A 23,010-nucleotide genomic window follows, 5' to 3' on the forward strand; every position below is an offset into this window, starting at 1 on the left:
CGACAGTCAGAACGTGGGCGTGACGGCGGCGAAGGGCTTCCGGGCAGCCGGTGTCACCGCCGGCATCAAGGCCTCCGGCACCCCGGACCTCGCGCTGGTGGTCAACGACGGTCCGGCCTTCGCCGCCGCGGGCGTCTTCACCTCCAACCGGGTCAAGGCCGCGCCGGTGCTCTGGTCCGAGCAGGTGCTGAAGGCCGGCCGGCTGGCCGCCGTGGTCCTCAACTCCGGTGGCGCCAACGCCTGCACCGGCCCGCTCGGCTTCCAGGACACCCACGCCACCGCCGAGAAGGTGGCCGCCGAACTCGGCACCGGCGCCGGCGAGGTGGCGGTCTGCTCCACCGGCCTGATCGGCGAGCGGCTGCCGATGGACATCCTGCTGCCAGGGGTCGAGCAGGCGGTCAAGGCGCTCAGCCCGGACGGCGGCGAGTCGGCCGCCATCGCCATCAAGACCACCGACACCGTGCACAAGACCGCCGAGGTCGCCGGCCCGGCCGGCTGGACGGTCGGCGGCATGGCCAAGGGCGCGGGCATGCTCGCCCCCGGCCTGGCCACCATGCTGGTGGTGATCACCACCGACGCCGCCGTCGAGGCCCCCGCGCTGGACGCCGCGCTGCGCGCCGGCACCCGCACCACCTTCGACCGGATCGACTCCGACGGCTGCATGTCGACCAACGACACCGTGCTGCTGCTGGCCTCCGGCGCCAGCGGCGTCGTCCCGGACCAGGTCGAGTTCGCCGAGGCCGTCCGCACGGTCTGTGCCGACCTGGCCCGCCAGCTGATCGGTGACGCCGAGGGCGCCAGCAAGGACATCCGGATCGACATCGTCAACGCCGCCACCGAGGAGGAGGCCGTCGAGGTCGCCCGTACGGTGGCCCGCAACAACCTCCTCAAGTGCGCCATCCACGGCGAGGACCCGAACTGGGGCCGGGTGCTGGCCGCGATCGGCACCACCGCCGCCGCCTTCGACCCCGACCGGCTGGACGTCGCGATCAACGGCGTCTGGGTCTGCCGCGACGGCAGCGTGGGCGAGGACCGCTCGCTGGTCTCGATGACGGACCGCGAGGTGGTCATCACCGCCGACCTGAAGGCCGGTCGGGCCGCGGTCAGTGTCTGGACCAACGACCTGACCGCCGACTACGTGCACGAGAACAGCGCCTACTCGACCTGATCCGGGGGACACCGTGCAGATCGCACCCAAGGGCGAACAGGCCCGTAACAACACCGCGTTGCCCAAGGCCCGCACGTTGATCGAGGCGCTGCCCTGGCTGGAGCGCTTCCACGGCAAGACCATCGTGATCAAGTTCGGCGGCAACGCCATGGTGGACGAGGACCTCAAGGCGGCCTTCGCCCAGGACGTGGTCTTCCTGCGCTACGCCGGGCTGCACCCGGTGGTGGTGCACGGCGGCGGCCCGCAGATCAGCGCGCAACTGGAGAAGCTGGGCCTGGAGTCCTCGTTCACCGCCGGTCTGCGGGTGACCACGCCGGAGACCATGGACGTGGTGCGGATGGTGCTGGCGGGCCAGGTGCAGCGCGAGCTGGTCGGCCTGCTGAACGCGCACGGTCCGTTCGCGGTCGGGATGACCGGTGAGGACGCGCACACCATGACGGCCGTCAAGCGGTACGCCGTGGTGGACGGCGAGCAGGTGGACATCGGCCTGGTCGGCGACATCGTCAACATCGAGGCCGGCGCGGTGAAGGCGCTGATCGGGGACGGCCGGATCCCGGTGATCTCCTCGATCGCCCGCGGCGCCGACGGCCATGTCTACAACATCAACGCGGACACCGCCGCCTCGGCGCTGGCGGTGGCGCTGGGTGCCGAGATGCTGGTGATCCTCACCGACGTCGAGGGCCTCTACCGCGACTGGCCGGACTCGGACGACGTGATCAGCAAGCTCACCGGCTCCGAACTGGAGGAGATGCTGCCGACCCTGGCCACCGGCATGCTGCCCAAGATGGAGGGCTGCCTGCGCGCGGTGCGCTCCGGCGTGGGCACCGCCCGGGTCCTGGACGGCCGGGTGCAGCACAGCCTGCTCCTGGAGATCTTCACCGACGAAGGAATCGGCACCATGGTCGTCCCCGACGACGAGGTGCCCGTACGGGGGGGACTGGCATGACCGGCACCAACACCGAGCTCACCGAGCGGTGGCAGCACGCGCTGATGGACAACTACGGCACCCCGCGGATCCCGCTGGTGCGGGGCGCCGGCGCCCGCTTCTGGGACGCCGACGGCAAGGAGTACCTGGACCTGGTCGGCGGCATCGCGGTGAACGCGCTGGGCACCGCCCACCCGGCGATCGTCGAGGCGGTCACCGCCCAGATCGCGACCCTCGGCCACGTCTCCAACCTGTTCATCGCCGAGCCGACCGTCCGGCTCGCCGAGCGGCTGCTCGGGCTGTTCGGCCGCGAGGGCCGGGTGTTCTTCTGCAACTCCGGCGCCGAGGCCAACGAAGCGGCGTTCAAGATCAGCCGGCTGACCGGCCGGACCCAGCTGATCTCGGTCGAGGGCGCCTTCCACGGCCGGACCATGGGCGCGCTCGCCCTCACCGCCCAGCCCGCCAAGCAGGACCCGTTCCGCCCGCTGCCCGGCGAGGTGCTGCACGTCCCGTTCGGCGACATCGAGGCGCTGCGGGCGGCCGTCAGCACCGAGACCGCCGCCGTCTTCCTGGAGCCGATCCAGGGCGAGAATGGCGCCGTCCCGCTGCCCGAGGGCTACCTGCGGGCGGCCCGCGAGATCACCCGGGCCACCGGCACCCTGCTGGTGCTGGACGAGATCCAGACCGGGATCGGCCGGACCGGCCACTGGTTCGCCCACCAGGCCTTCGAGGGCATCGAGCCGGACGTCGTCACCCTGGCCAAGGGCCTGGGTGGCGGCCTGCCGATCGGTGCCGCCGTCGCCTTCGGTCCGGCGGCCGAGCTGCTCCACCCGGGCCAGCACGGCACCACCTTCGGCGGAAACCCGGTGGTCGCCGCGGCCGGGCTGGCGGTGCTCGACACGATCGAGTCCGAGGGCCTGCTGGAGCACGCCGCCAAGCTCGGCGAGCGGATCCGCCAGGGTGTCGAGGCGATCGGCGACCCGCTGGTCGGGCACGTCCGCGGCAGCGGCCTGCTGCTGGGCATCGTGCTGACCGAGCCGGTGGCCGGCCAGGTGCAGGCCGCGGCCCAGCAGGCCGGCTTCCTGGTGAACGCGGCGGTGCCGGACGCCGTCCGGCTGGTGCCGCCGCTGGTGCTGTCCGAGCAGGACGCGGACACCTTCCTGGCCGCGCTGCCGGAGATCCTCCGGTCGGTGCGGGAGCCCGCCCCCGACGCGAACAGCTGAGCGCAGTCCAGGAGAATCATCGTATGACCGCTCCCCACTCCGACCAGTCCGCCGCCGGGCCGACGTCGCAGGTCCCACAGACCCGCACCGCGCGCCACCGGCGGATCGTGGACCTGTTGACCCGTCAGCCCGTCCGTTCGCAGAGCCAGCTGGCCAAGCTGCTGGCCGACGACGGGCTGGTGGTCACCCAGGCCACGCTCTCCCGGGACCTGGACGAGTTGGGCGCGGTGAAGATCCGCAACCGGGACGGCGCGCTCATCTACGCCGTCCCGGCCGAGGGCGGCGACCGGACGCCGCGCGCGCCGATGGGGGAGTCCGCCAGCGAGGGCCGGATGGCCCGGCTGGCGGGCGAGCTCATGGTGTCCGCCACCGCCTCCGGCAACCTCGTGGTGCTGCGCACCCCGCCCGGGGCCGCGCAGTTCCTCGCCTCGGCGATCGATGCGGCCGAGGTCTACGAGGTGATCGGCACCATCGCCGGTGACGACACCGTGCTGCTGATCAGCCGCGATCCGGCGGGCGGCCAGGCACTGGCCGACCACCTGATGCAGCTGGCCCAGGCCAAGGTCCAGTAGCCCGCATTCCGTCCCCGGAACGCTGTTTGGCGTTTCATACGCGGTGATGCATACTTATGCCTAACGCCGCATGGGATCCCGCACAGCGCCGTTCCCCTGCCCTGTTCGTTACCTCTTGTGAAGGAGAAAGCCGTGACCGAGCGCGTCGTACTCGCCTACTCGGGCGGTCTGGACACGTCCGTCTGCATCGGCTGGATCGCCGAGGAGACCGGCGCCGAGGTCATCGCCGTCGCCGTCGACGTCGGCCAGGGCGGCGAGGACCTGGAGAAGATCCGCCAGCGTGCGCTCGACTGCGGCGCGGTCGAAGCCGAGGTCGCGGACGCCCGCGAGGAGTTCGCCGACGAGTACTGCCTCCCGGCGCTCAAGGCCAACGCCCTCTACCAGGGCCAGTACCCGCTGGTCTCCGCGCTCTCGCGGCCGACCATCGTCAAGCACCTGGTCGCCGCCGCGCACAAGCACGGTGCCACCACCGTCGCGCACGGCTGCACCGGCAAGGGCAACGACCAGGTGCGCTTCGAGGTCGGCATCAACTCGCTGGCCCCGGGCCTGAAGTGCATCGCCCCGGTGCGCGACTACGCGATGACCCGGGACAAGGCGATCGCCTTCGCCGAGGCCAAGGGCCTGCCGATCGCGACCACCAAGAAGTCCCCGTACTCGATCGATCAGAACGTCTTCGGGCGGGCGGTGGAGACGGGCTTCCTGGAGGACATCTGGAACGCCCCGATCGAGGACGTCTACGAGTACACCCAGAACCCGGCCACCCCGCGCGAGGCCGACGAGGTGGTCATCACCTTCGAGGCCGGCGTCCCGGTCGCGATCGACGGCCGCAAGGTCACCGTGCTCCAGGCCATCGAGGAGCTCAACAAGCGCGCCGGCGCCCAGGGCGTCGGCCGGCTCGACATGGTCGAGGACCGGCTGGTCGGCATCAAGTCCCGGGAGATCTACGAGGCCCCCGGCGCGATCGCCCTGATCACCGCCCACCAGGCGCTGGAGAACGTCACGGTCGAGCGCGAACTGGCCCGCTACAAGCGGCAGGTCGAGCAGCGCTGGGCCGAGCTGGTCTACGACGGCCTGTGGTTCTCCCCGCTCAAGCGCGCGCTGGACGGCTTCGTCAACGAGGCCAACCAGAGCGTCTCCGGCGACATCCGGCTGGTCCTGCACGGCGGCCGCGCGGTGGTCAACGGGCGCAAGTCCGACCAGTCGCTGTACGACTTCAACCTGGCCACCTACGACACCGGCGACACCTTCGACCAGTCGATGTCCAAGGGCTTCATCGAGATCTTCGGCCTCTCCTCGAAGATCGCGGCCCGGCGCGACCTGGCCTGAGCCATCCCCACCCGGTCCCGGCTGTCACCCCCGGCAGCCGGGACCTCCCCTACCGCTGAAGGAGCCCGAGCGATGCCCGCCGACCAGCCCGCAGACGTCCGCCTCTGGGGCGCGCGATTCGCCGACGGCCCCTCCGAGGCACTGGCCAGGCTCTCCGCCTCGGTGCACTTCGACTGGCGCCTCGCGCCCTACGACATCGCGGGCTCCAAGGCGCACGCCAAGGTGCTGCACAAGGCCGGCCTGCTCGACGACGAGGAACTGGCCGCGATGCTGGCCGGCCTCGACCGGCTGCTGGCCGACGTCGACTCCGGCGCCTTCACCGGCACGGTCGCCGACGAGGACGTGCACACCGCGCTGGAGCGCGGCCTGCTGGAGCGGCTCGGCCCGGACCTCGGCGGCAAGCTGCGGGCCGGCCGCTCGCGCAACGACCAGATCGCCACCCTGTTCCGGATGTACCTGCGGGACCACGCGAAGATCATCGGGGGTCTGCTGCTGGACCTCCAGCACGCCCTGGTGGGCCTCGCCGAGGCCCACCCGGACACCGCGATGCCGGGCCGCACCCACCTCCAGCACGCGCAGCCCGTCCTGTTCGCCCACCACGTCCTCGCGCACGTGCAGGCCCTCGGCCGGGACGCCGAGCGGCTGCGCCAGTGGGACACCCGCACCGCCGTCTCCCCGTACGGCTCCGGCGCCCTCGCCGGCTCCTCGCTCGGCCTGGACCCGGAGGCGGTCGCCGCCGAGCTGGGCTTCGAGCGCGGCTCGGTCGGCAACTCGATCGACGGCACGGCCTCGCGGGACTTCGTCGCCGAGTTCGCCTTCGTGACGGCGATGATCGGGATCAACCTCTCCCGGATCGCGGAGGAGGTGATCATCTGGAACACCAAGGAGTTCGGCTTCATCACGCTGCACGACGCCTTCTCCACCGGTTCCTCGATCATGCCGCAGAAGAAGAACCCGGACATCGCGGAGCTGGCCCGGGGCAAGTCCGGCCGCCTGATCGGCAACCTCACCGGCCTGCTGGCCACCCTCAAGGCGCTGCCGCTCGCGTACAACCGCGACCTGCAGGAGGACAAGGAGCCGGTCTTCGACTCCTGCGACACCCTGGAGGTCCTGCTGCCGGCCTTCACCGGCATGATGGCCACCCTCACCGTGCACCGCGAGCGGCTGGAGGAGCTGGCCCCGGCCGGCTTCTCGCTGGCCACCGACATCGCCGAGTGGCTGGTCCGGCAGGGCGTCCCGTTCCGGGTCGCGCACGAGGTCGCCGGTGCCTGCGTCAAGGTCTGCGAGGCCCGGGGCATCGAGCTCGCCGACCTGACCGACCAGCAGTTCGCCGAGATCTCCGAGCACCTGACCCCCGAGGTCCGCTCCGTCCTCAGCGTCCATGGCGCGATCGCCTCCCGCAACGGCCGCGGCGGCACCGCCCCCAGCGCCGTCGCCACCCAACTCGAAGAGCTGAAGACCGACCTGGCCGCCCAGCAGGAGTGGCTCCGGCCCTGACCCCCGCAGCCCCGAGCGCCCCTGTCGACCCCCCGGCAGTGGCGCTCGGCGTGCGACCGCCGCACCGTGGCCTCCGTCCCTGCGGCACCTCCCCCTCCCGTGCGGGTGGTCGGCGGCCCCCGGCCGTGTCCGGGAGCCCGCGGCCGAGGTCATACCCGGTGTGATCCCCGTCCGCGACCTGCGCCCCGACCTGCTCCCCTTCCTGGCCGCGCTGGCCCGCGGCAGCGGCGCCGACCCCGACGACCTCGAGCAGTCCGTCTGGCTCCGGGCGCTGGAACGGGCCGCGGCCGGAATCCCCGCCCAGACCCAGGCCTGGCTCCGCGGTCTGGCCGTCCGGGAGGCCCTCATCGCCCGCCGGCACCCACCGGAGACCCCCGTCCCCATCGTGACGCAGCGTCACCTCGATCCGGCCGAGCACCTCGCCCGCGCCGAACTCCACCGCGCCGTACGCCGCGCCCTCGCCACCCTGCCGGGCCGCTGCCCCGAGCTGCTCGCCGCCCTGGCCGCCTCGCCGGACCTCACGTACGGCCAGCTGGCCCGCCGCCTCGGGGTGCCGCGCGGCTCGCTCGGCCCGACCAGATCCCGCTGCCTGGGCTGTCTTCGGGTGCTCCTGGCGGCCCGGCGCCAGGACTGGCCGGCCGGTGAAGGTTGAGTGACGCTCGCCACGTCGGGCGGCCGGGAGGTTGAGAGCGGGCGGCCGCTGGGTAGAGCGGTGGCGAACGTCGCTCTTGACGGTCGCCCGTGGTTCCGGATACTGAGCGTGAGCGCTGGTCCGGTCCGGCGGGCGGCGATGCCGTCCGGAGGGGCGCGGCGTGCGCTATCCCCCGGACCGGGCCGATCCCCGTCCGGGCACACCTCGGCAGGCGGCCGGTGCGAGACCCTCACTCGTCGCGCCGGGCACGATCCATGGGGAGGCCCCGTACATGGGCATGAGTGTGAGCATCTCGGCGGCGAACGAGCAGGACGCGGAGCAGATCCTCAAGCTCCAGTACCTCGGCTACCAGAGCGAGGCCGAGCTGTACTCGGACTGGTCGATCGATCCGCTGACGCAGAGCCTGGAGAGCCTCCGGGAGGAGATCGCCGAGCGGCACGTCCTGGTGGCGCGGCTCGGCGACGAGGTCGTCGGCACGGTGCGCGGCTGGGTGGACGAGCAGGGCGTCGGGCACATCGGCCGGCTGGTGGTGCACCCGCGGATCCAGCGGCACGGCCTGGGCCGCCGCCTGCTGGACGCGGTCGAGCGCCGGCTGACCGCCGAGCACGCGGTCAGTGCCTTCGCGCTGTTCACCGGCCACCGCAGCCTCGCCAACCTGCGCCTGTACGCCCGCCAGGGGTACCGCCAGACCGCCGTGCGGGAGGTCTCCCGCCGGCTCAGCATCGTCACCCTGGAGAAGCCGGTCGCGACCTCGCTCGCTGCCTGAACTCCGCCCCGCCGACGGCGCCCGCCTCCACAGGCGGGCGCCGTCGGCCTTGGCGCACAAAGGCCGTGTCCGCATTCCGGACAGCTGGTCCTGCTCATTGGGACCGCGTGCATATGTCTGATTTACTTGCATCCATGACTGCGACGACGACATGCATCCCCACCGGCACCGCGCCGGCAGGTGAGCGATGCATGTGCCGTCGAATGTGTCACCGCTGAGGGCCACCGTCCCCCCGCTCGCGCCCCGAAGCGAGTAATCCCCTTCGCGCCGTCCCAGGCGCACCGGTCCACGGGTCACTGATGACTCGTTAGGGCCATGTCCCCGCGCGTCACCGCCGCCCAGCGGCCACGATCGACGTACGGACCGAACCGACCCCCCCTTTTTTCACCTGCACCGGCGTGCCCGGCATGCCGCTGACCGCCATCGGCGTTCCGGCCGCACGGCCGTCCGCCCACGAACAACGGAAGCAGCTGTGATCACCACCAAGGACCTGAGGAAGGTCTACCGTTCCCGGGGCCGCGAGGTCACCGCCCTCGACGGCGTCGACCTGCACGTCCGCGAGGGCGAGGTCTACGGAGTCGTCGGCACCAGCGGCGCCGGCAAGTCCACCCTCATCCGCTGCGTCAACATGCTGGAGCGGCCCAGCTCCGGCACCGTCACCGTGGACGGCCTCGACCTCACCGCGCTGGCCGGCAGCGAGCACCGGGCCGGCCGCGAGCTGCGCGAGGCCCGCCGCCGGATCGGCATGGTGTTCCAGCACTTCAACCTGCTGGCCTCGCGCACCGTGCAGGAGAACGTCGAGCTGCCGCTGGAGATCATCGGCCAGGACCGGACCCAGCGCCGCCGCCGCGCCGCCGAGCTGCTCGACCTGGTCGGCCTCGCCGACAAGGCCCGCAGCTACCCGAGCCAGCTCTCCGGCGGGCAGAAGCAGCGGGTCGGGATCGCCCGTGCCCTGGCCGGCGACCCCAAGGTGCTGCTCTCCGACGAGGCCACCTCGGCCCTCGACCCGGAGACCACCCGCTCCATCCTGCAGCTGCTGCGCGAGCTCAACCAGCGGCTCGGCCTGACGGTGCTCCTGATCACCCACGAGATGGACGTGATCAAGTCGGTCTGCGACTCGGCCGCCCTGATGCGCGGCGGCCGGGTGGTCGAGTCCGGGGCCCTGAACGACCTGCTCGCCACCGAGGGCTCCCAGCTCGCCCGGGACCTCTTCCCGCTCGGCGACTTCGGGTCCGGCCACCCCGGCCACACCGTCGTCGAGGTCACCTTCCAGGGCGACACCCCGGCCCAGCCGTTCATCTCCCAGCTGGCCCGTACCTACCAGATCGACATCAACATCCTGGGCGCCGCGGTGGAGACCATCGCGGGCCGGATGGTCGGCCGGATGCGGGTCGAACTGCCCGGCCGCCACCAGGACAACGTGGTGCCGATCGGCTTCCTGCGCGAGCAGGGCCTGCAGGTGGACGTACTCGGCGCGGCGGACGGAGCGGTGGCATGAGCAACACCCTGACCTGGGACCAGATGCAGGACCTGATGTGGCCCGCCACCTGGGAGACCCTCGGCATGGTCGGCGTCGCCGCCGCCGCGACCATCGTGATCGGCCTGCCGGTCGGTCTGCTGCTGGTCCTCACCGACAAGGGCGGGATGCTGCAGAACCTGCCGGTCGCCCGGGTGCTCGGCGTCATCGTCAACGTCGGCCGCTCGATCCCGTTCATCATCCTGATCGTGGCACTGATCCCGTTCACCCGCTGGGTGGTGGGCACCTCGCTCGGCTGGCAGGCCGCCGCCGTGCCGCTCGCGGTCGGCGCCGTCCCGTTCTTCGCCCGGCTGGTCGAGACCTCCGTCCGCGAGGTCGACCCCGGCCTGGTCGAGGCCGTCCAGGCGATGGGCGGCTCCACCTGGACCATCGTCCGCAAGACCCTGCTGCCGGAGGCGCTGCCCGCGCTGGTCGCCTCCGTCACCACCACGGTGATCGCCCTGATCGGCTTCTCCGCGATGGCCGGCACCGTCGGCGGCGGCGGCCTCGGTGACCTGGCGTACCGCTACGGCTACCTGCGCTTCCAGACCACCTTCATGTGGGTGATCGTCGCCGAGCTGGTCGTCATCGTGACGGTGCTCCAGCTGATCGGCGACCGGATCGCCCGCCACCTCGCCCACCGCGGCTCCTACCCCAGCCCGCTCGGCCTGCTGTTCGGCGGCCGCCGCCGCGGCGCCGCGGACGACGAGCTCGTCTCCCACTGACCCCGCCGGCCGATCCAGAGCCCGGCGAGTACCCGGCCTCCGGTCCGTCACCACGGCCCGGACGGCCGACCGCAACCCCGCAGAAAGGCACTTTTCGTGCGTAACGTCCTGAAGACCACCACCGTCATCGCCACCGCCGGCCTCGCCCTCTCGCTCGCCGCCTGCAGCAGCTCCGGCTCCTCCACCGCCGGTGCCTCGGCCGACCCGAACAAGGCGCTGACCGTCGTCGCCAGCCCCACCCCGCACGCCCAGATCCTCCAGTACGTCAAGGACAACCTGGCGGCCAAGGCGGGGCTCAAGCTGGACATCAAGGTGGTCAGCGACTACGTGACCCCGAACACGGCGGTCCAGGACGGCTCCGCGGACGCCAACTTCTTCCAGCACGTGCCGTACCTGGAGGACTTCAACCAGAAGAACGGCACCAGCATCGTCTCGGTCGAGCCGGTGCACCTGGAGCCGCTCGGCGTCTACTCCAAGAAGGCCAAGGCCGTCGGCGACCTCAAGGACGGCGCGCAGGTCGGCGTCCCCAACGACGCCACCAACGAGGGCCGGGCGCTCAAGCTGCTCGCCGACAACAACGTGATCACCCTCAAGGGCGGCGCCGGCACCGCCGCCACCGTCCAGGACATCGCCACCAACCCCAAGAACCTCAAGTTCAAGGAGCTGGAGGCGGCCCAGCTGCCGCGCGCCCTGGACGACCTGGACGCCGCCGTCATCAACGGCAACTACGCCCTGGACTCCGGCCTGAAGCCGGCCACCGACGCCATCCTGCTGGAGAAGGCCGCGGGCAACCCGTACGCCAACATCCTGGCCGTCAAGAAGGGCAACGAGGCCGACCCGCGGGTCAAGAAGCTGGCCGAGCTGCTGCACTCCGCCGAGGTGAAGAAGTACATCGACGACACCTTCCAGGGCTCCGTGATCCCCGCCTTCTGAGCCGCCCACGGACCCCCGCGACCGGGCCCCCGCCGCACCACGGCGGGGGCCCGGTCGGGCAGTATGCAGGGGGGACGGCACCGCCGGAGGCGAATCTGACGAGCCGTCGTCACAACGGCGGCGTACCTGACGGACCGTCGCGGGACAGCGGGTACCCTGGCACGCCCGAGGAGGGGCGCGGCGTACCGTGCGTCGACGACCCGGCGAGGAGAGACGGCAATGGCAGCGAGCTTCCCCGAGACCGCCATCAGCACCGAACGGCTGCTGCTGCGCCCGCCCGCGGACGCCGACGCCCCCAGCCTGGTGGCGATGATGGCCGACGAGCAGGTCAACACCTGGACGGCCGTCCCGCAACCGTTCACCGAGGCGCACGCGCTGGAGTGGATCCGCCGTCTCGCCCCGGCCCGGCGGGCCGAGGGCCGGGGCATCGGCTTCGTGGTCACCGAGCACCTCACCCAACGGGTGGTCGGCCGGGTCGAACTCCGCGGCACCGACTGGCGGCTGCGCTCCACCGAGCTCACCGGGATCACCGCGCCCTGGGCGCGCGGCGAGGGCTACGCCCCGGAGGCCGTGCTCGGCGTGGCCCAGTGGCTCTTCGAGGACCGCGGCTTCCACCGCCTGGAGCTGCGCACCGCCGCCGGCAACACCGCCGGCCAGCAGGTCGCCCAGAAGACCGGCTGCATCAGCGAGGGAGTGCTGCGCAGCGCCTGGATAGTCCGGGACGACCGCGCGCCGGGCGACCGCACCACCCGCCCCGCCGCCGGGAGCAGATCCGACCTGATCGTCTGGAGCCTGCTGCCGGAGGACCTGGAGGAGCCCCAGCCCGACTGGGCGGAGCAGCGCTACCTGCTGCGGGACTGACCGGCGGCCGCCCGGGTCCGGACGGATCGGTCCTGCGACGAGCGGGGGAGCGCACCGGGTAGCCTCTCCTGGGGCGTGCCGGGGCAGGCCGCCCGCGGGGTGGACGGACGAGGGAGAACAGCCGCAGATGGCTGACCGGATCACGGTCATCGGGTGGGACGGCACCCCACTCACCGAGGCGGCGGCCTCCGCGCTGGCCGGGGCGACCCTGGTGGCGGGGGCGCCCTATCAACTGAACGCCCTGCCCGTCCCGGCGGAGGCCGAACGCATCGCACTCGGCAGCATCGCCGACGCCGCCCACCGGCTGGCCGACCACCGCGGCGCCGCCGTGGTGGTCGCCGAGGGCGACCCCGGCTTCTTCGGGGTGGTGCGCACCCTGCGGCGTCCCGAGTACGGGCTGGAACTCGAGGTGCTGCCCGCGGTGTCCTCGGTCGCCACCGCGTTCGCCCGGGCCGGGATGGCCTGGGAGGACGCCCAGGTGGTCTCCGTGCACGGCGGCCGGCTGCGCCGCGCGGCCAACATCTGCCGGGCCCATCCCAAGGTCGCCGTCCTCACCACCGCCGATGCCGGCCCCGCCGAACTCGCCCTGATGCTCCACGGGGTGCACCGCACCTTCGTGGTCTGCGAGGCGCTCGGCACCCCGGAGGAGGACGTCACCGTCCTCACCTCCGACCGGGTGCCCGACCGCGACTGGCGCGACCCGAGCGTGGTGCTGGTGATCGGCGGCGGCCGGCCCCCCGCCGGCACCGAGGCGGCCGGCTGGCTCGCCGGGCGCCCGCTCGGCTTCCCCGCGCCGGAGCGCGGCTGGGCCCTGCCCGCCCCGGCGTACGCGGGGGCCGATGCCCGGGCCGGCGCGGAGGACGAGGAGCCTGAGCTCCCCGCGCACGTCCGCGCGTTGGCCCTGGCCCGGCTGGGGCCGGTTCCCGGCGACCTGGTCTGGACGGTCGGCGACGGCGGCGCCGCGCTCGCGGTCGACGCCGCGCGCCTCGGCGCCGCCGTGGTCGCGGTGGAGGCCGACGCCGCCGCCTGCGCCCGGCTCGCGGTGGCCGCCCGTCGGCACGCCGTCGAGGTCGAGGTGGTCCAGGGGGTGGGCGCCGAGGCGCTCGGCGGACTGCCGGAGCCGGACGCGGTGCTGGTCGGGTCCGGCGGCGCCGAACTGGTCCGGGCCGTGGTGGCCCGGCGGCCGGACCGCCTGGTCGTGGTGGCCAGCAACCTGGCCGAGGCCGGGGAGCTCCGGCGGATCGCCGAGGGCGCCGGCTACCGGGTGGACGGCGCACTGCTCCAGTCCGCGCCGCTCGCTCCGGCGCGCGCCGGTCAGGACCGCCCCTCCTTCGGCCCGGCCGACCACACCCTGATCCTCTGGGCCAAGGCCGCCTGAAACCGTGTACGGTGCGGCCGACGGTGATCCACGTCGCATCCGGACACGGATTCGAGAGAGCGTCGGCCCCGGCCGGTAGGGTGGCGTCCGGGCTGCGCACACCCGATGGATCGTGTCCGATCCGGACTGGTTGGTACCGATTTGACGCGGTGCAACCTGCATCGACACATCTTGCGTACATTCGACGCGATGCGGGCCGGGCCGGAAGAATGCCCTAGGGTTCCGGCGCGGACGTGCCGGTTGCCCCGGGCCGTCGTTGTTCCTGATGGTGCGCCAGCCCGGCAGGGCCCGCTGCGCCGCCGGGGTGGAGCAGCGCGCCGGAGCCGACGGCCGCCGTGTGCGCGGTGGCCGCCAGTAGGTGCAGGGGCGGGCCGTCCGCGGCCCTGCCCCAGCGGAGTTGGGCGCTGCGGTCATGGCCGCGCCGCCGAGGTCGCGGATGCGGCCTGGAAGGAGCTTTGACATGACCGATGGCGGCCGCGTCCCGAGCGCGGGAGTACCGGAGCAGCCGCACGGCGGTGCCGACCCGCTCGGCCCGCCGGAGGGCACCGGCATGCCCGGCGCGCAGCCGCCCGGCCAGGTCTGGGCGACCGAGCCGCGCCCGGCGTACACCTTCCTCGACCAGTTGGACGAGGAGGAGGACGAGCTCCTGATGCCCGGTCCGCAGGGCTCCTGGGGCGAGCCGCTGCTCGGTGCCGTGGAGACCGTCAACGTGATCGAGCACCCGGCCCCGCCGGTCGCGGTGCCCGCCGCGCTGGGCGAGACCATGCCGCTGCGCACGGTCGCCGAGCCGCTGCCGCAGACGCCGCCCGCGGGCGTCCCGGTCGAGCCCTCCTGGCCGCCGCTGAACCCGCCGCTGCCGGTCGCCGAGGTGTTCGCACCGGAGCTCCAGCAGCCGGTGCCGGCGCAGTTCTTGCCCGGGCAGCCGGTGCCTGAGCAGCTCGTGCCTGAGCAGCTGGTGCCGGAGCAGCTCGCGCCGGCAGGCGCAGAACCGGTTGTCCCCCCGGCCCCGGTTCCGGCCCCGCAGCCGGTGGCGCCCGCCCCGGTCGAGGCCCAGGCTCCGCCGGCGCCCGCCCAGCCCGTGCGGCGCCCGCTGCACGCCGGCCCGCCGATCCCGGACCCTTCGCTGATGACCGGCCACGTACCGGTGCGCTCGCTCGCCGACCGCGGGCCGTCCGGCAGCCTCGACCCGCAGGCGTACCAGGTCCGCCCGCTGGGCGGCACGCCGGCGCACGGCACCCCCGTGCCGCCGCCGATCGCCGCGGAGCCGGTGCTGCCGGTGGCGCCCGTCGCCGAGCCCGTCGTGGTCGAGGTGCCGGCCGTCGAGCCGGTCGCGGTCGCACCCGTGGTCGAGGCCCCGCCCGTGGTCGAGGTGCCGATCGTCGAGGTGCCGGCCGCCGTCGAGGTGCCCGTCGCCGAGCCCACCCCCGAACCCGTGTCCAGCCCTGAGCCCGAGCCCGCCGCCGAGCCCGCGCCCGCGCCCGCCGCGATCGTGCTCGACGCCCCCGCGGCGCCCCCGGTCGAGGTAGCCGCACAGCCCGAGCCGGTCGAGCAGGCCGCCGAGCAGCCCGCCGAGCAGCCCGTGGTGGCGGTCGCGCCGGTCGCCCCCGTCTTCGTCGAGCCGGTGTTCGCCGAGGCGGGCCCGACCGCCGCCGCGCCGGCCCCCGAGGCCGGGGCGGCGGCGACCGTCCTGGCCCCCGCCCCGGCCGAGGTCGCCGTCGAGGAGCCGCCGCAGACCGTCACCATCCCCGCGCAGGCACCCGCCCCCGCCGCGCAGCACCGGCGGATCTCGGCCTTCCTCGCGGCCCCCGCGCCGCACGGCCTGCCGGTGGTCGAGCCGCTCACCTCCCCCGGGAGCCTGTCCGCACCGGTCGCGGCCGGCACCGGTGACCTGCTCACCGAGCCGCTCGCCCCGGCCGTCGAGAGCACCCCCGAGCCGGTGGCCGAGCCGGTCGCGATCACCGAGCCGCAGCCGCAGCCGCAGCCGCAGTCCGAGGCCCGCCCCGAGCCGCAGCCCGCCGAGGCGGCGGCCGAGCCGGAGCCGGAGGCGCCGCAGGCCCTCCAGCCCGAGCCCGCCGAGCCGCAGCCCGAGGCCCAGCCCGAAGCCCAGCCCGAGCCCGCCGCCGAGGAGCCCGCCCCGACCACGGCGGTCGACCCGACCGAGCCCGCGCAGCCCGCCGAGGAGCCCGCCGAAGCGGCACAGGCGGCCGAGCCCGAGCAGCCCGCCGAAGCGGCACAGGCGGCCGAGCCCGACCTCCCCGCCGAGCAGCCCCCCACCGAGCAGCCCCCCGCCGCCGAGCGTCCGCCCGCGGCCCCCGGCTACGACGAGGCCGGCCGCGACGCCGTCCACCAGGTGATCCGCGAGCGCCGCGACATCCGCAACGGCTTCCGCCCGGACCCGATCCCGCACGAGGTGCTGATCCGCGTGCTGGAGGCGGCCCACACCGCACCCAGCGTCGGCTACTCCCAGCCCTGGGACTTCGTGGTCATCCGGTCCGCCAAGACCCGGCAGAAGATGCACGCGCTGGCCGAGCGCCAGCGCGAGGTCTACGCGGACTCGCTGCCCAGGGCCCGGGCCAAGCAGTTCAAGGAAATCAAGATCGAGGCCATCCTCGAAACCCCGGTCAACATCGTGGTCACCGCCGACCGCACCCGGGGCGGCCGGCACACCCTCGGCCGGCACACCCAGCCGCAGATGGCCCCGTACTCGGCCGCCCTGGCCGTCGAGAACCTTTGGCTGGCCGCCCGCGCCGAGGGCCTCGGCGTCGGCTGGGTGAGCTTCTTCGACGAGGAGGAGATGATCCGCGAGCTCGGCCTGCCCGAGCACCTCGACGTGGTCGCCTACCTCTGCGTCGGCTACGTCGACGCCTTCCCGGACGAGCCCGAGCTCCAGCAGCAGGGCTGGGCCAAGAAGCGCCCGCTGGCCTGGGTCGTCCACGAGGAGCAGTACGGCAACCGCGCGCTGCCCGGCGAGGAGCCGCACAGCCTGCTCTCCGACACCCTGCGCGGGATCCGGCCGCTGGACGCCAAGTCCCTCGGCGAGGCCTGGGACCGCCAGAAGCGGATGACCAAGCCGGCCGGCTCGCTCGGCATGCTGGAGATAATCGCCGCCCAGCTGTGCGGCCTGTCCCGCAAGTGCCCGCCGCCGATCCCCGAGCCCGCCTGCGTGGCGATCTTCGCCGGCGACCACGGCGTGCACGCCCAGGGCGTCACCCCCTGGCCGCAGGAGGTCACCGGCCAGATGGTGGCCAACTTCCTGGCCGGGGGAGCGGTGGTCAACGCCTTCGCCGCCCAGGTCGGCGCCGAGGTATGCGTGGTCGACGTCGGCGTCAAGGCCGAGCTGCCCGAGCCGGTCCAGCAGGGCCGCTCCACCGGCCTGCTGCCGCGCAAGGTCAAGCCCGGCACCGACGACATGACCCAGGGCCCGGCGATGACCAGGGAAGAGGCCCTCAAGGCCCTGGAGGTCGGCATCGAGACCGCCCGCGACCTGGTCGCGGCCGGCAACAAGGTGCTGATCACCGGCGACATGGGCATCGCCAACACCACCGCCTCCGCCGCCCTGATCTCGGTCTTCACCGGTACCGACCCGGCCGAGGTCACCGGCCGCGGCACCGGCATCGACGACGACACCCACACCCGCAAGGTCGAGGTCGTCCGCCGGGCGCTCGCCCTGCACCGGCCCGACCCGGCCGACCCGATCGGCGTCCTCGCCGCCGTCGGCGGCCTGGAGCACGCGGCGATCGCCGGCTTCCTGCTCGGCGCCGCCTCGCTGCGCACCCCGGTGATCCTGGACGGCGTGATCGCCGGCTCCGCCGCGCTCGCCGCCAAGGCCATCGCCCCCGAGGTGCTGGCCGCCTGCATTGCCGGTCACCGGTCCGCCGAGCCCGGCCACCAGGCCGCGCTCGCCAAGCTCGGCCTGCGCCCGCTGATCGACCTCGACCTGCGGCTCGGCGAGGGCACCGGCGCACTGCTGGCCCTTCCGCTGGTGCAGAGTGCGGCCCGCGCGATGCACGATGTAGCCACCTTCGACTCCGCCGGAGTCACCGAGAAGGGTTGACCCCTCAGCCAGTCCCCGTACCGGCCCGAGGGCGCGTCGGTACGGGGCGCAGCTGTGCACGCCCGTCCCCCACCCCATCAGGAGCACTGCCGATGACCGCGCCCAATCCGCACCCCAGCACCGAGGGCCTGACCCCGTACCCGGTCGGCCTGCTGCTCGCCGGCCGCCGCGTGGTCGTGGTCGGCGGCGGCCAGGTCGCCCAGCGCCGGCTGCCCGCGCTGATCGCCGCCGGGGCGGACATCCAGCTGATCTCCCCCGCCACCACCCCCGCCGTGCACGCGATGGCGGAGGCGGGTGAGCTCACCTGGCACCGGCGCGGCTACGCCGACGGCGACCTGACCGCCGCCTGGTACGCCCTGGTCGCCACCGACGACCCGGACGTCAACGCGGCCGTCTCCGACGAGGCCGAACGCCTGCGGGTGTTCTGCGCCCGCAGCGACGACGCCGCCGCCTCCTCCGCCTGGACCCCGGCCAGCGGCCGGGACGGCGGCGCGACCGTCGCCGTCCTGACCGGCGACCCCCGGCACTCCGCCGGCCTGCGCGACGCCATCGTGGACGGCCTGCGGGACGGCTCGCTGACCGCCCGCCAGTACCGCGAGCGCACCCCCGGCGTCGCCCTGGTCGGCGGCGGCCCCGGCGACCCGGACCTGATCACCGTCCGCGGCCGCCGGCTGCTCGCCGACGCGGACGTGGTGGTCGCCGACCGCCTCGCCCCGCGCGAGCTGCTCGCCGAACTGCCCCCGCACGTCGAGGTGATCGACGCCTCCAAGATCCCGTACGGGCGCTTCATGGCCCAGGAGGCGATCAACCGGACCCTGATCGACCACGCCAGGGCCGGCAAGTTCGTGGTCCGCCTCAAGGGCGGCGACCCGTACGTCTTCGGCCGCGGCGGCGAGGAGCTGCTGGCCTGCGTCGAGGCCGGGCTGCCGGTCACCGTCGTCCCCGGCATCTCCAGCTCGATCAGCGTCCCGTCCGCCGTCGGCATCCCCGTCACGCACCGCGGGACGACCCACGAGTTCACCGTCATCTCCGGCCACGTCGGCCCGGGCGATCCCCGCTCCCTGGTCAACTGGGAGGCCGCCGCGCGGATGACCGGCACCCTGGTGCTGCTGATGGCGGTCGACAAGATCGGCGACATCGCCGCGAAGCTGATCGAGGCCGGTCGCCCCGCAGACACCCCGGTCGCCGTCGTCCAGGAGGGCACCACCGCCGCCCAGCGCCGGGTGGACGCCACCCTGGCCACCGTCGCCGCGACCGTGGCCGCCGAGCGGATCCGGCCCCCCGCCGTCATCGTGATCGGCGAGGTCGTCCACGTCCTGGCCCACTGACCCCGGCCCTCCGGGGCGTCCCGCACCCGCCGGGACGCCCCGGGTGGTTTGCCTGCGCGCCCACTCGCCGGGCAGGATCGAGCCCGTGTCCGAACCAAGCATCGTCACCGATCCCGCCGACCCCCGCCTCGCCGACTACACCGGCCTGACCGATGTCGAGCTGCGCCGCCGCCGCGAGCCCGCCGAGGGTCTGTTCATCGCCGAGGGCGAGAAGGTCATCCGCCGGGCGCTGGACGCCGGCTACCGGATGCGGTCGATGCTGCTCACCGCCAAGTGGCTCGGCGTGATGGCCGAGGTGATCGAGGCCGCCGAGGCGCCGGTCCACCTGGTCGAGCCCGCCCTCGCCGAGCAGGTCACCGGCTACCACGTGCACCGCGGCGCACTGGCCTCGATGGAGCGCAAGCCGCTGCCGCAGGCGGCCGAGGTCCTCGCCGGCGCCCGCCGGGTCGCGGTGCTGGAGGGCCTGGTCGACCACACCAACCTGGGCGCGATCTTCCGCAGCGCCGCCGCTCTCGGCATGGACGCGGTGCTGCTCTCCCCGGACTGCGCGGACCCGCTGTACCGGCGCGCCGTCAAGACCTCGATGGGCGCGGTCTTCGCCGTCCCGTACGCCCGGCTCGACCCCTGGCCGGCCGCCCTGGACACCGTCCGCGCGGCCGGCTTCCAGCTGCTCGCGCTCACCCCGGCCGACCACGCGGTGGACCTCGCCGAAGCGGCCCCGCACCGCCTGGAGCGCGCCGCCCTGATGCTCGGCGCCGAGGGCGACGGGCTGACCCGGCACGCCCTCGCCGCCGCCGACCGCGCGGTCCGGATCCCGATGGCCCACGGCATCGACTCGCTCAACGTGGGCGCGGCCGCCGCCGTCGCCTTCTACGCCGTCACCGCGGGCTGACCCGGCCCGCCGGACGCCGAAGGCGCGCGACCCCGACCGGGGCCGTGCGCCTTCGCCGTGCGCGGCGCGCCAGCGCGAGCTCCGCCACCCCGGCCGCGAGTCTGCGACCCGCGAGTTTCGTGGGGATCACCAAGAGGCTCCCGTTCGACGGAACGGCGACGCGGGCACGCCGCCGCAGGGAGCGGTACGCACTGCTGTTCTGCCGATCCCGCCCGGGGGGATCGGCCGATCCGGATGATCAGGTCAGCCGATGGCCCGGCCCGTGACCCCGCCGGAGATCCCCGCCCCCGGCCAGGACTCCTCCAGGCTGCCGTCGGTCCGGACGGTGTAGCGGGTGGTGGAGACCGCGCCGGTCTGCGACACCCGCTCCTCGCGGAGCAGCGCCCCGTTCTCGATCCGCCAGACCGGGCCGGCCTGCGGGTCCGCGGCCGAGGCCCGGGAGGCCACCAGCACCGGCTGGTCCCCGTTGAACCCGAACAGCTGGACCAGATCGGCCGGGACGGAACCCTCGGAGCGCCGCAGCACCACCACGGCCGCCGGCGCGTCCCGGTAGCGGGCCGCCAGCACGGTGGTCAGCACGGTCTGCGCGCCCTCACCGCCGCTGCGGCCGTCCTTCAGCCGGATCGGCTGGCCGCCCGCCGGGTCGGTGTACACCCGGTTGGGCCAGTCGCCGTTCGGCACCTGGCCGACGGCCGGGGCGAGACCCGCGTCCCCGCCGCTGCGGGCGGCGGTCGCCAGCGGCGCGGCGGCCCCGGCACCGTCGATCGACAGCGGCGCGGGCTGGTCGGCCGACGGACCGCCGGACACGCCGGGCCGCTGCTGGGGCAGACCCTGGCTGCCACGGTTCTCGCAGCCCTGGGCGGCCGCGATCGCCAGCGCGACCCCGACCGTGACGGTGACGAAGACGATCACCCGCTGGCGCAGCAGCCGACGACGGGCCCCGACCGGCCGCCCCGGCGGCGGGGTGTGCTGGCGGTCCCGCTGGGCCGGCGGCCGGCCGGGCGCCGGGGTCTGCTGGCGCTCCCGGGGCTGCGCCGGGTGTTCCGGTCGCGGCATCGGCGCGGTCGCGGGCTGGGCCGGTCGGCGCCGGACCGGGCGGTCGGCCGGGGCCGCGGCCACCGGGTGCGCCGGTGCGGCCGGCGGCGGCACGGTGGCGCGGCCCCGGCCGGCACCGAGGGCCGCCCCGCGGGCGGCCAGCTCGCTCAGCCGCTCGTGCAGCGCGCCGGCCGGCGGCCGCTCGGCCGGCTCCTTGGCCAGGCAGGCCCGCACCAGCGGCGCCAGCGGCGCGGGCACCAGGGACAGCTCGGGCTCCTCGTGCACCACCCGGTAGAGCATCACCTCGGAGGAGGCCCCCGAGCCGAAGGGCGTGTCACCGGTGAGGGCGAAGGCCAGCGTCGCGCCGAACGCGAAGACGTCCGTCGCCGGGGTGACGGCCGCGCCGCGCACCTGCTCGGGCGCCAGGAAGCCGGGGGAGCCGACCGCCGTGCCGACGTGGGTGAGCGTGCTCGCGCCGCGGGACCACGCGATCCCGAAGTCGATGATCCGCGGGCCCTTGGGGGAGAGCAGGATGTTGGACGGCTTCAGGTCGCGGTGGACCACCCCCGCCTCGTGCACCTTGACCAGCCCGTCGGCCAGCGCCGCGCCGATCCGGGCCGCCTCCGGCCAGGGCAGCGGCCCCTCCTCGCCGACCCGCTTGTACAGCGAGGGCCCCGGCACGTACGCGGTCGCCAGCCACGGGCGCTCGGTCTCGATGTCCGAGCCGACCACGCGCGCGGTGCAACCTCCCCTGATCCGCGAGGCGGCGGCGATCTCCCGGGCGAACCGGGTGCGGAACTCGGCGTCCTCGGCCAGCTCGGCCCGGATCAGCTTGAGCGCCACCCGCTGCCCCTTGCGGTCGGAGCCCAGGTAGACCACACCCATCCCGCCGGCCCCGAGCCGTCGGTGCAGCCGGTAGGGGCCGACGATGCGGGGGTCCTCACGCCGCAGCCGCATCATCGCCATGCTCGTTCCCGTCAGCCTGTGGGGTGATCCCCCGTCGGATGGGGGATCGTCAGATCCTGTCGGGCCACAGCTTACGGACTGCCTGCTGCGGTGTGCTGATACGCAACACCCCGGCAGCCGGTCGGATTGTCGGACACACGGCTCCTCCGTATCCGATCCGCCCACCGCCGCACCCCGGCGACACCCGCCGGTCGGGCCCGCGCCCCCGGCCGCCGGCCACCCGCCCGACCAGGCGCGCAGCCCGGGCTAGGGGCCGGTATCAGGGTTCCCTCGGGGATCGGATCCTCCCCGTCTCCGCCTCCAGTAGTACACGGCACGTCGCCGGGTCATCCTCCCGGAGGCCACCGGACGGTACGCCGGCATGACGCCCCCCACCCCGGCCCCGGCATACCTTTGTCTACAGCGGCGGGCGGATCACCTCGTCCCCCGAGAATCCACCGCCGCGCCCACTTCCCACCCCGTTCGGACAGGCCGTACGGGACAGACCGGTCCGAGCAGGACGGCAGGAGCAGAGACCATGGCCATGCAGCTCAACGGAGCCGGCCGCCGCCACAGGCCCACCGCCTCGCACACCGGAGCCGACACCAGGCACCCGGCCGTGGCCCTCGCGATCGCCGTCCCGTGCGCGGTCCTGCTGCTGGTGCTCTTCGGCGGGTGGGACCAACTGGTGACCCAGACGAGGGCGGTCGCCGATCTGATCGGGCGCTGATCTCGGGGGAGATCGGTGTCGGCCGGGGTTCGCGCACCGCGCCGCTCCCCACCCGCGGGGCACTGGACGGGCAATGCGGGCACAGGAGCACAGCGGTCGCACGAAGCGGCCCCGGAGCGTGGTTGCCGGGTACGGACTGTCGGTGAGGGCAGTGCCGTACCCGGCGACACGCATGTCCGAGGACGACATGGGGGCCAACGCCAAGAGCCGTGGTCTCGATGAGACCACGGCTCGGCTGCTGCGGTGCGCGATACTGGGATTGAACCAGTGACCCCTACCGTGTCAAGGTAGTGCTCTCCCGCTGAGCTAATCGCGCTCGACCGATGTCACAGCCACGGTCATGCTGTTGCGGATCTTGCGAATCCGAGTGCGCGATACTGGGATTGAACCAGTGACCCCTACCGTGTCAAGGTAGTGCTCTCCCGCTGAGCTAATCGCGCTCGACCAGCACTGACGTGCCGACCTGGGGCTGACCCCGGTGGAT

General features: G+C 74.1%; 17 protein-coding genes, 2 tRNA genes and 1 pseudogene. 17 read left to right on the forward strand and 3 right to left on the reverse strand.

Features of this window, described 5'->3' with window-relative positions:
* The first annotated feature begins 13 nt into the window (after nucleotides 1-13).
* From argJ to AB0K43_RS13710, 16 genes are all read left to right on the forward strand, one after another.
* Nucleotides 14-1,168 (forward strand): bifunctional glutamate N-acetyltransferase/amino-acid acetyltransferase ArgJ, encoded by a 1,155-nt coding sequence (argJ, locus tag AB0K43_RS13635; RefSeq protein ID WP_363639370.1) that lies wholly within the window; start codon nucleotides 14-16, stop codon nucleotides 1,166-1,168.
* Nucleotides 1,169-1,181: 13 nt separating this feature from the next.
* A complete protein-coding gene (argB, locus tag AB0K43_RS13640) occupies nucleotides 1,182-2,114 on the forward strand; it encodes an acetylglutamate kinase (protein ID WP_363639147.1) in 933 nt (310 codons plus the stop codon).
* Nucleotides 2,111-3,316: an acetylornithine transaminase gene (locus tag AB0K43_RS13645; RefSeq protein WP_363639149.1), complete on the forward strand. Its 1,206-nt coding sequence runs from the start codon at nucleotides 2,111-2,113 to the stop codon at nucleotides 3,314-3,316. Before argB ends, AB0K43_RS13645 begins: the two co-directional genes overlap by 4 nt.
* Nucleotides 3,317-3,339: 23 nt before the next feature.
* On the forward strand, nucleotides 3,340-3,888 hold the full coding sequence (locus AB0K43_RS13650) for an arginine repressor (RefSeq protein WP_350638527.1): 549 nt from the start codon (nucleotides 3,340-3,342) through the stop codon (nucleotides 3,886-3,888).
* 132 nt (nucleotides 3,889-4,020) lie between these two features.
* Entirely contained in the window at nucleotides 4,021-5,214 is a 1,194-nt protein-coding gene (locus AB0K43_RS13655; protein ID WP_363639151.1) for an argininosuccinate synthase, read from the forward strand.
* 72 nt (nucleotides 5,215-5,286) lie between these two features.
* Nucleotides 5,287-6,711, forward strand: a complete 1,425-nt coding sequence (gene argH / locus AB0K43_RS13660) for an argininosuccinate lyase (RefSeq protein WP_363639153.1) — start codon at nucleotides 5,287-5,289, stop codon at nucleotides 6,709-6,711.
* Nucleotides 6,712-6,871: 160 nt separating this feature from the next.
* The gene (locus tag AB0K43_RS13665; RefSeq protein WP_363639155.1) at nucleotides 6,872-7,363 is read left to right on the forward strand and encodes a sigma-70 family RNA polymerase sigma factor; all 492 of its coding nucleotides are present in this window, start codon (nucleotides 6,872-6,874) and stop codon (nucleotides 7,361-7,363) included.
* A 271-nt stretch (nucleotides 7,364-7,634) separates the two neighbouring features.
* A complete protein-coding gene (locus tag AB0K43_RS13670) occupies nucleotides 7,635-8,129 on the forward strand; it encodes a GNAT family N-acetyltransferase (protein ID WP_363639157.1) in 495 nt (164 codons plus the stop codon).
* Between the two features lie 472 nt (nucleotides 8,130-8,601).
* Nucleotides 8,602-9,627: an ATP-binding cassette domain-containing protein gene (locus AB0K43_RS13675; RefSeq protein WP_363639158.1), complete on the forward strand. Its 1,026-nt coding sequence runs from the start codon at nucleotides 8,602-8,604 to the stop codon at nucleotides 9,625-9,627.
* Nucleotides 9,628-9,635: 8 nt separating this feature from the next.
* Nucleotides 9,636-10,370, forward strand: a complete 735-nt coding sequence (locus tag AB0K43_RS13680) for a methionine ABC transporter permease (RefSeq protein WP_363639372.1) — start codon at nucleotides 9,636-9,638, stop codon at nucleotides 10,368-10,370.
* 96 nt (nucleotides 10,371-10,466) lie between these two features.
* On the forward strand, nucleotides 10,467-11,303 hold the full coding sequence (locus AB0K43_RS13685; protein ID WP_363639160.1) for a MetQ/NlpA family ABC transporter substrate-binding protein: 837 nt from the start codon (nucleotides 10,467-10,469) through the stop codon (nucleotides 11,301-11,303).
* A 219-nt stretch (nucleotides 11,304-11,522) separates the two neighbouring features.
* Entirely contained in the window at nucleotides 11,523-12,164 is a 642-nt protein-coding gene (locus AB0K43_RS13690) for a GNAT family N-acetyltransferase (protein WP_363639162.1), read from the forward strand.
* A 127-nt stretch (nucleotides 12,165-12,291) separates the two neighbouring features.
* Nucleotides 12,292-13,542, forward strand: coding sequence for a precorrin-6y C5,15-methyltransferase (decarboxylating) subunit CbiE (gene cbiE, locus AB0K43_RS13695; RefSeq protein ID WP_363639164.1), 1,251 nt, complete (start codon nucleotides 12,292-12,294; stop codon nucleotides 13,540-13,542).
* 460 nt (nucleotides 13,543-14,002) lie between these two features.
* The gene (gene cobT / locus AB0K43_RS13700; protein ID WP_363639166.1) at nucleotides 14,003-17,596 is read left to right on the forward strand and encodes a nicotinate-nucleotide--dimethylbenzimidazole phosphoribosyltransferase; all 3,594 of its coding nucleotides are present in this window, start codon (nucleotides 14,003-14,005) and stop codon (nucleotides 17,594-17,596) included.
* A gap of 92 nt (nucleotides 17,597-17,688) precedes the next feature.
* Nucleotides 17,689-18,924, forward strand: coding sequence for a uroporphyrinogen-III C-methyltransferase (cobA, locus tag AB0K43_RS13705; RefSeq protein WP_363639168.1), 1,236 nt, complete (start codon nucleotides 17,689-17,691; stop codon nucleotides 18,922-18,924).
* Between the two features lie 85 nt (nucleotides 18,925-19,009).
* Nucleotides 19,010-19,816 carry an RNA methyltransferase gene (locus tag AB0K43_RS13710; protein ID WP_363639170.1) on the forward strand — a complete coding sequence of 269 codons (807 nt, stop codon included), beginning with the start codon at nucleotides 19,010-19,012 and terminating at the stop codon, nucleotides 19,814-19,816.
* Between the two features lie 846 nt (nucleotides 19,817-20,662).
* On the opposite strand, the pseudogene AB0K43_RS13715 reads toward AB0K43_RS13710, so the two are convergent.
* Nucleotides 20,663-21,817: pseudogene (locus AB0K43_RS13715) on the reverse strand (protein kinase); the annotation flags it as partial.
* A 517-nt stretch (nucleotides 21,818-22,334) separates the two neighbouring features.
* Between AB0K43_RS13715 and AB0K43_RS13720 the strand changes: the two are divergent.
* Entirely contained in the window at nucleotides 22,335-22,526 is a 192-nt protein-coding gene (locus AB0K43_RS13720) for a hypothetical protein (RefSeq protein ID WP_363639172.1), read from the forward strand.
* A 244-nt stretch (nucleotides 22,527-22,770) separates the two neighbouring features.
* Here the strand turns inward: AB0K43_RS13720 and AB0K43_RS13725 are convergent.
* Nucleotides 22,771-22,842 (reverse strand) — tRNA-Val (locus AB0K43_RS13725).
* Nucleotides 22,843-22,894: 52 nt separating this feature from the next.
* Nucleotides 22,895-22,966 (reverse strand) — tRNA-Val (locus AB0K43_RS13730).
* Nucleotides 22,967-23,010: the final 44 nt, after the last annotated feature.

Origin of the sequence: Kitasatospora sp. NPDC049258 (assembly GCF_040678895.1) — a bacterium.
Lineage (GTDB): Bacteria > Actinomycetota > Actinomycetes > Streptomycetales > Streptomycetaceae > Kitasatospora.

Bases quoted from the DNA above. Each gene is read 5' to 3' on its own strand.
- AB0K43_RS13670 (WP_363639157.1), top strand. From the start codon at position 7,635: ATGGGCATGAGTGTGAGCATCTCGGCGGCGAACGAGCAGGACGCGGAG.
- argH (WP_363639153.1), top strand. From the start codon at position 5,287: ATGCCCGCCGACCAGCCCGCAGACGTCCGCCTCTGGGGCGCGCGATTC.
- AB0K43_RS13645 (WP_363639149.1), top strand. From the start codon at position 2,111: ATGACCGGCACCAACACCGAGCTCACCGAGCGGTGGCAGCACGCGCTG.
- cobT (WP_363639166.1), top strand. From the start codon at position 14,003: ATGACCGATGGCGGCCGCGTCCCGAGCGCGGGAGTACCGGAGCAGCCG.
- cobA (WP_363639168.1), top strand. From the start codon at position 17,689: ATGACCGCGCCCAATCCGCACCCCAGCACCGAGGGCCTGACCCCGTAC.
- AB0K43_RS13650 (WP_350638527.1), top strand. From the start codon at position 3,340: ATGACCGCTCCCCACTCCGACCAGTCCGCCGCCGGGCCGACGTCGCAG.
- cbiE (WP_363639164.1), top strand. From the start codon at position 12,292: ATGGCTGACCGGATCACGGTCATCGGGTGGGACGGCACCCCACTCACC.
- AB0K43_RS13690 (WP_363639162.1), top strand. From the start codon at position 11,523: ATGGCAGCGAGCTTCCCCGAGACCGCCATCAGCACCGAACGGCTGCTG.
- AB0K43_RS13720 (WP_363639172.1), top strand. From the start codon at position 22,335: ATGGCCATGCAGCTCAACGGAGCCGGCCGCCGCCACAGGCCCACCGCC.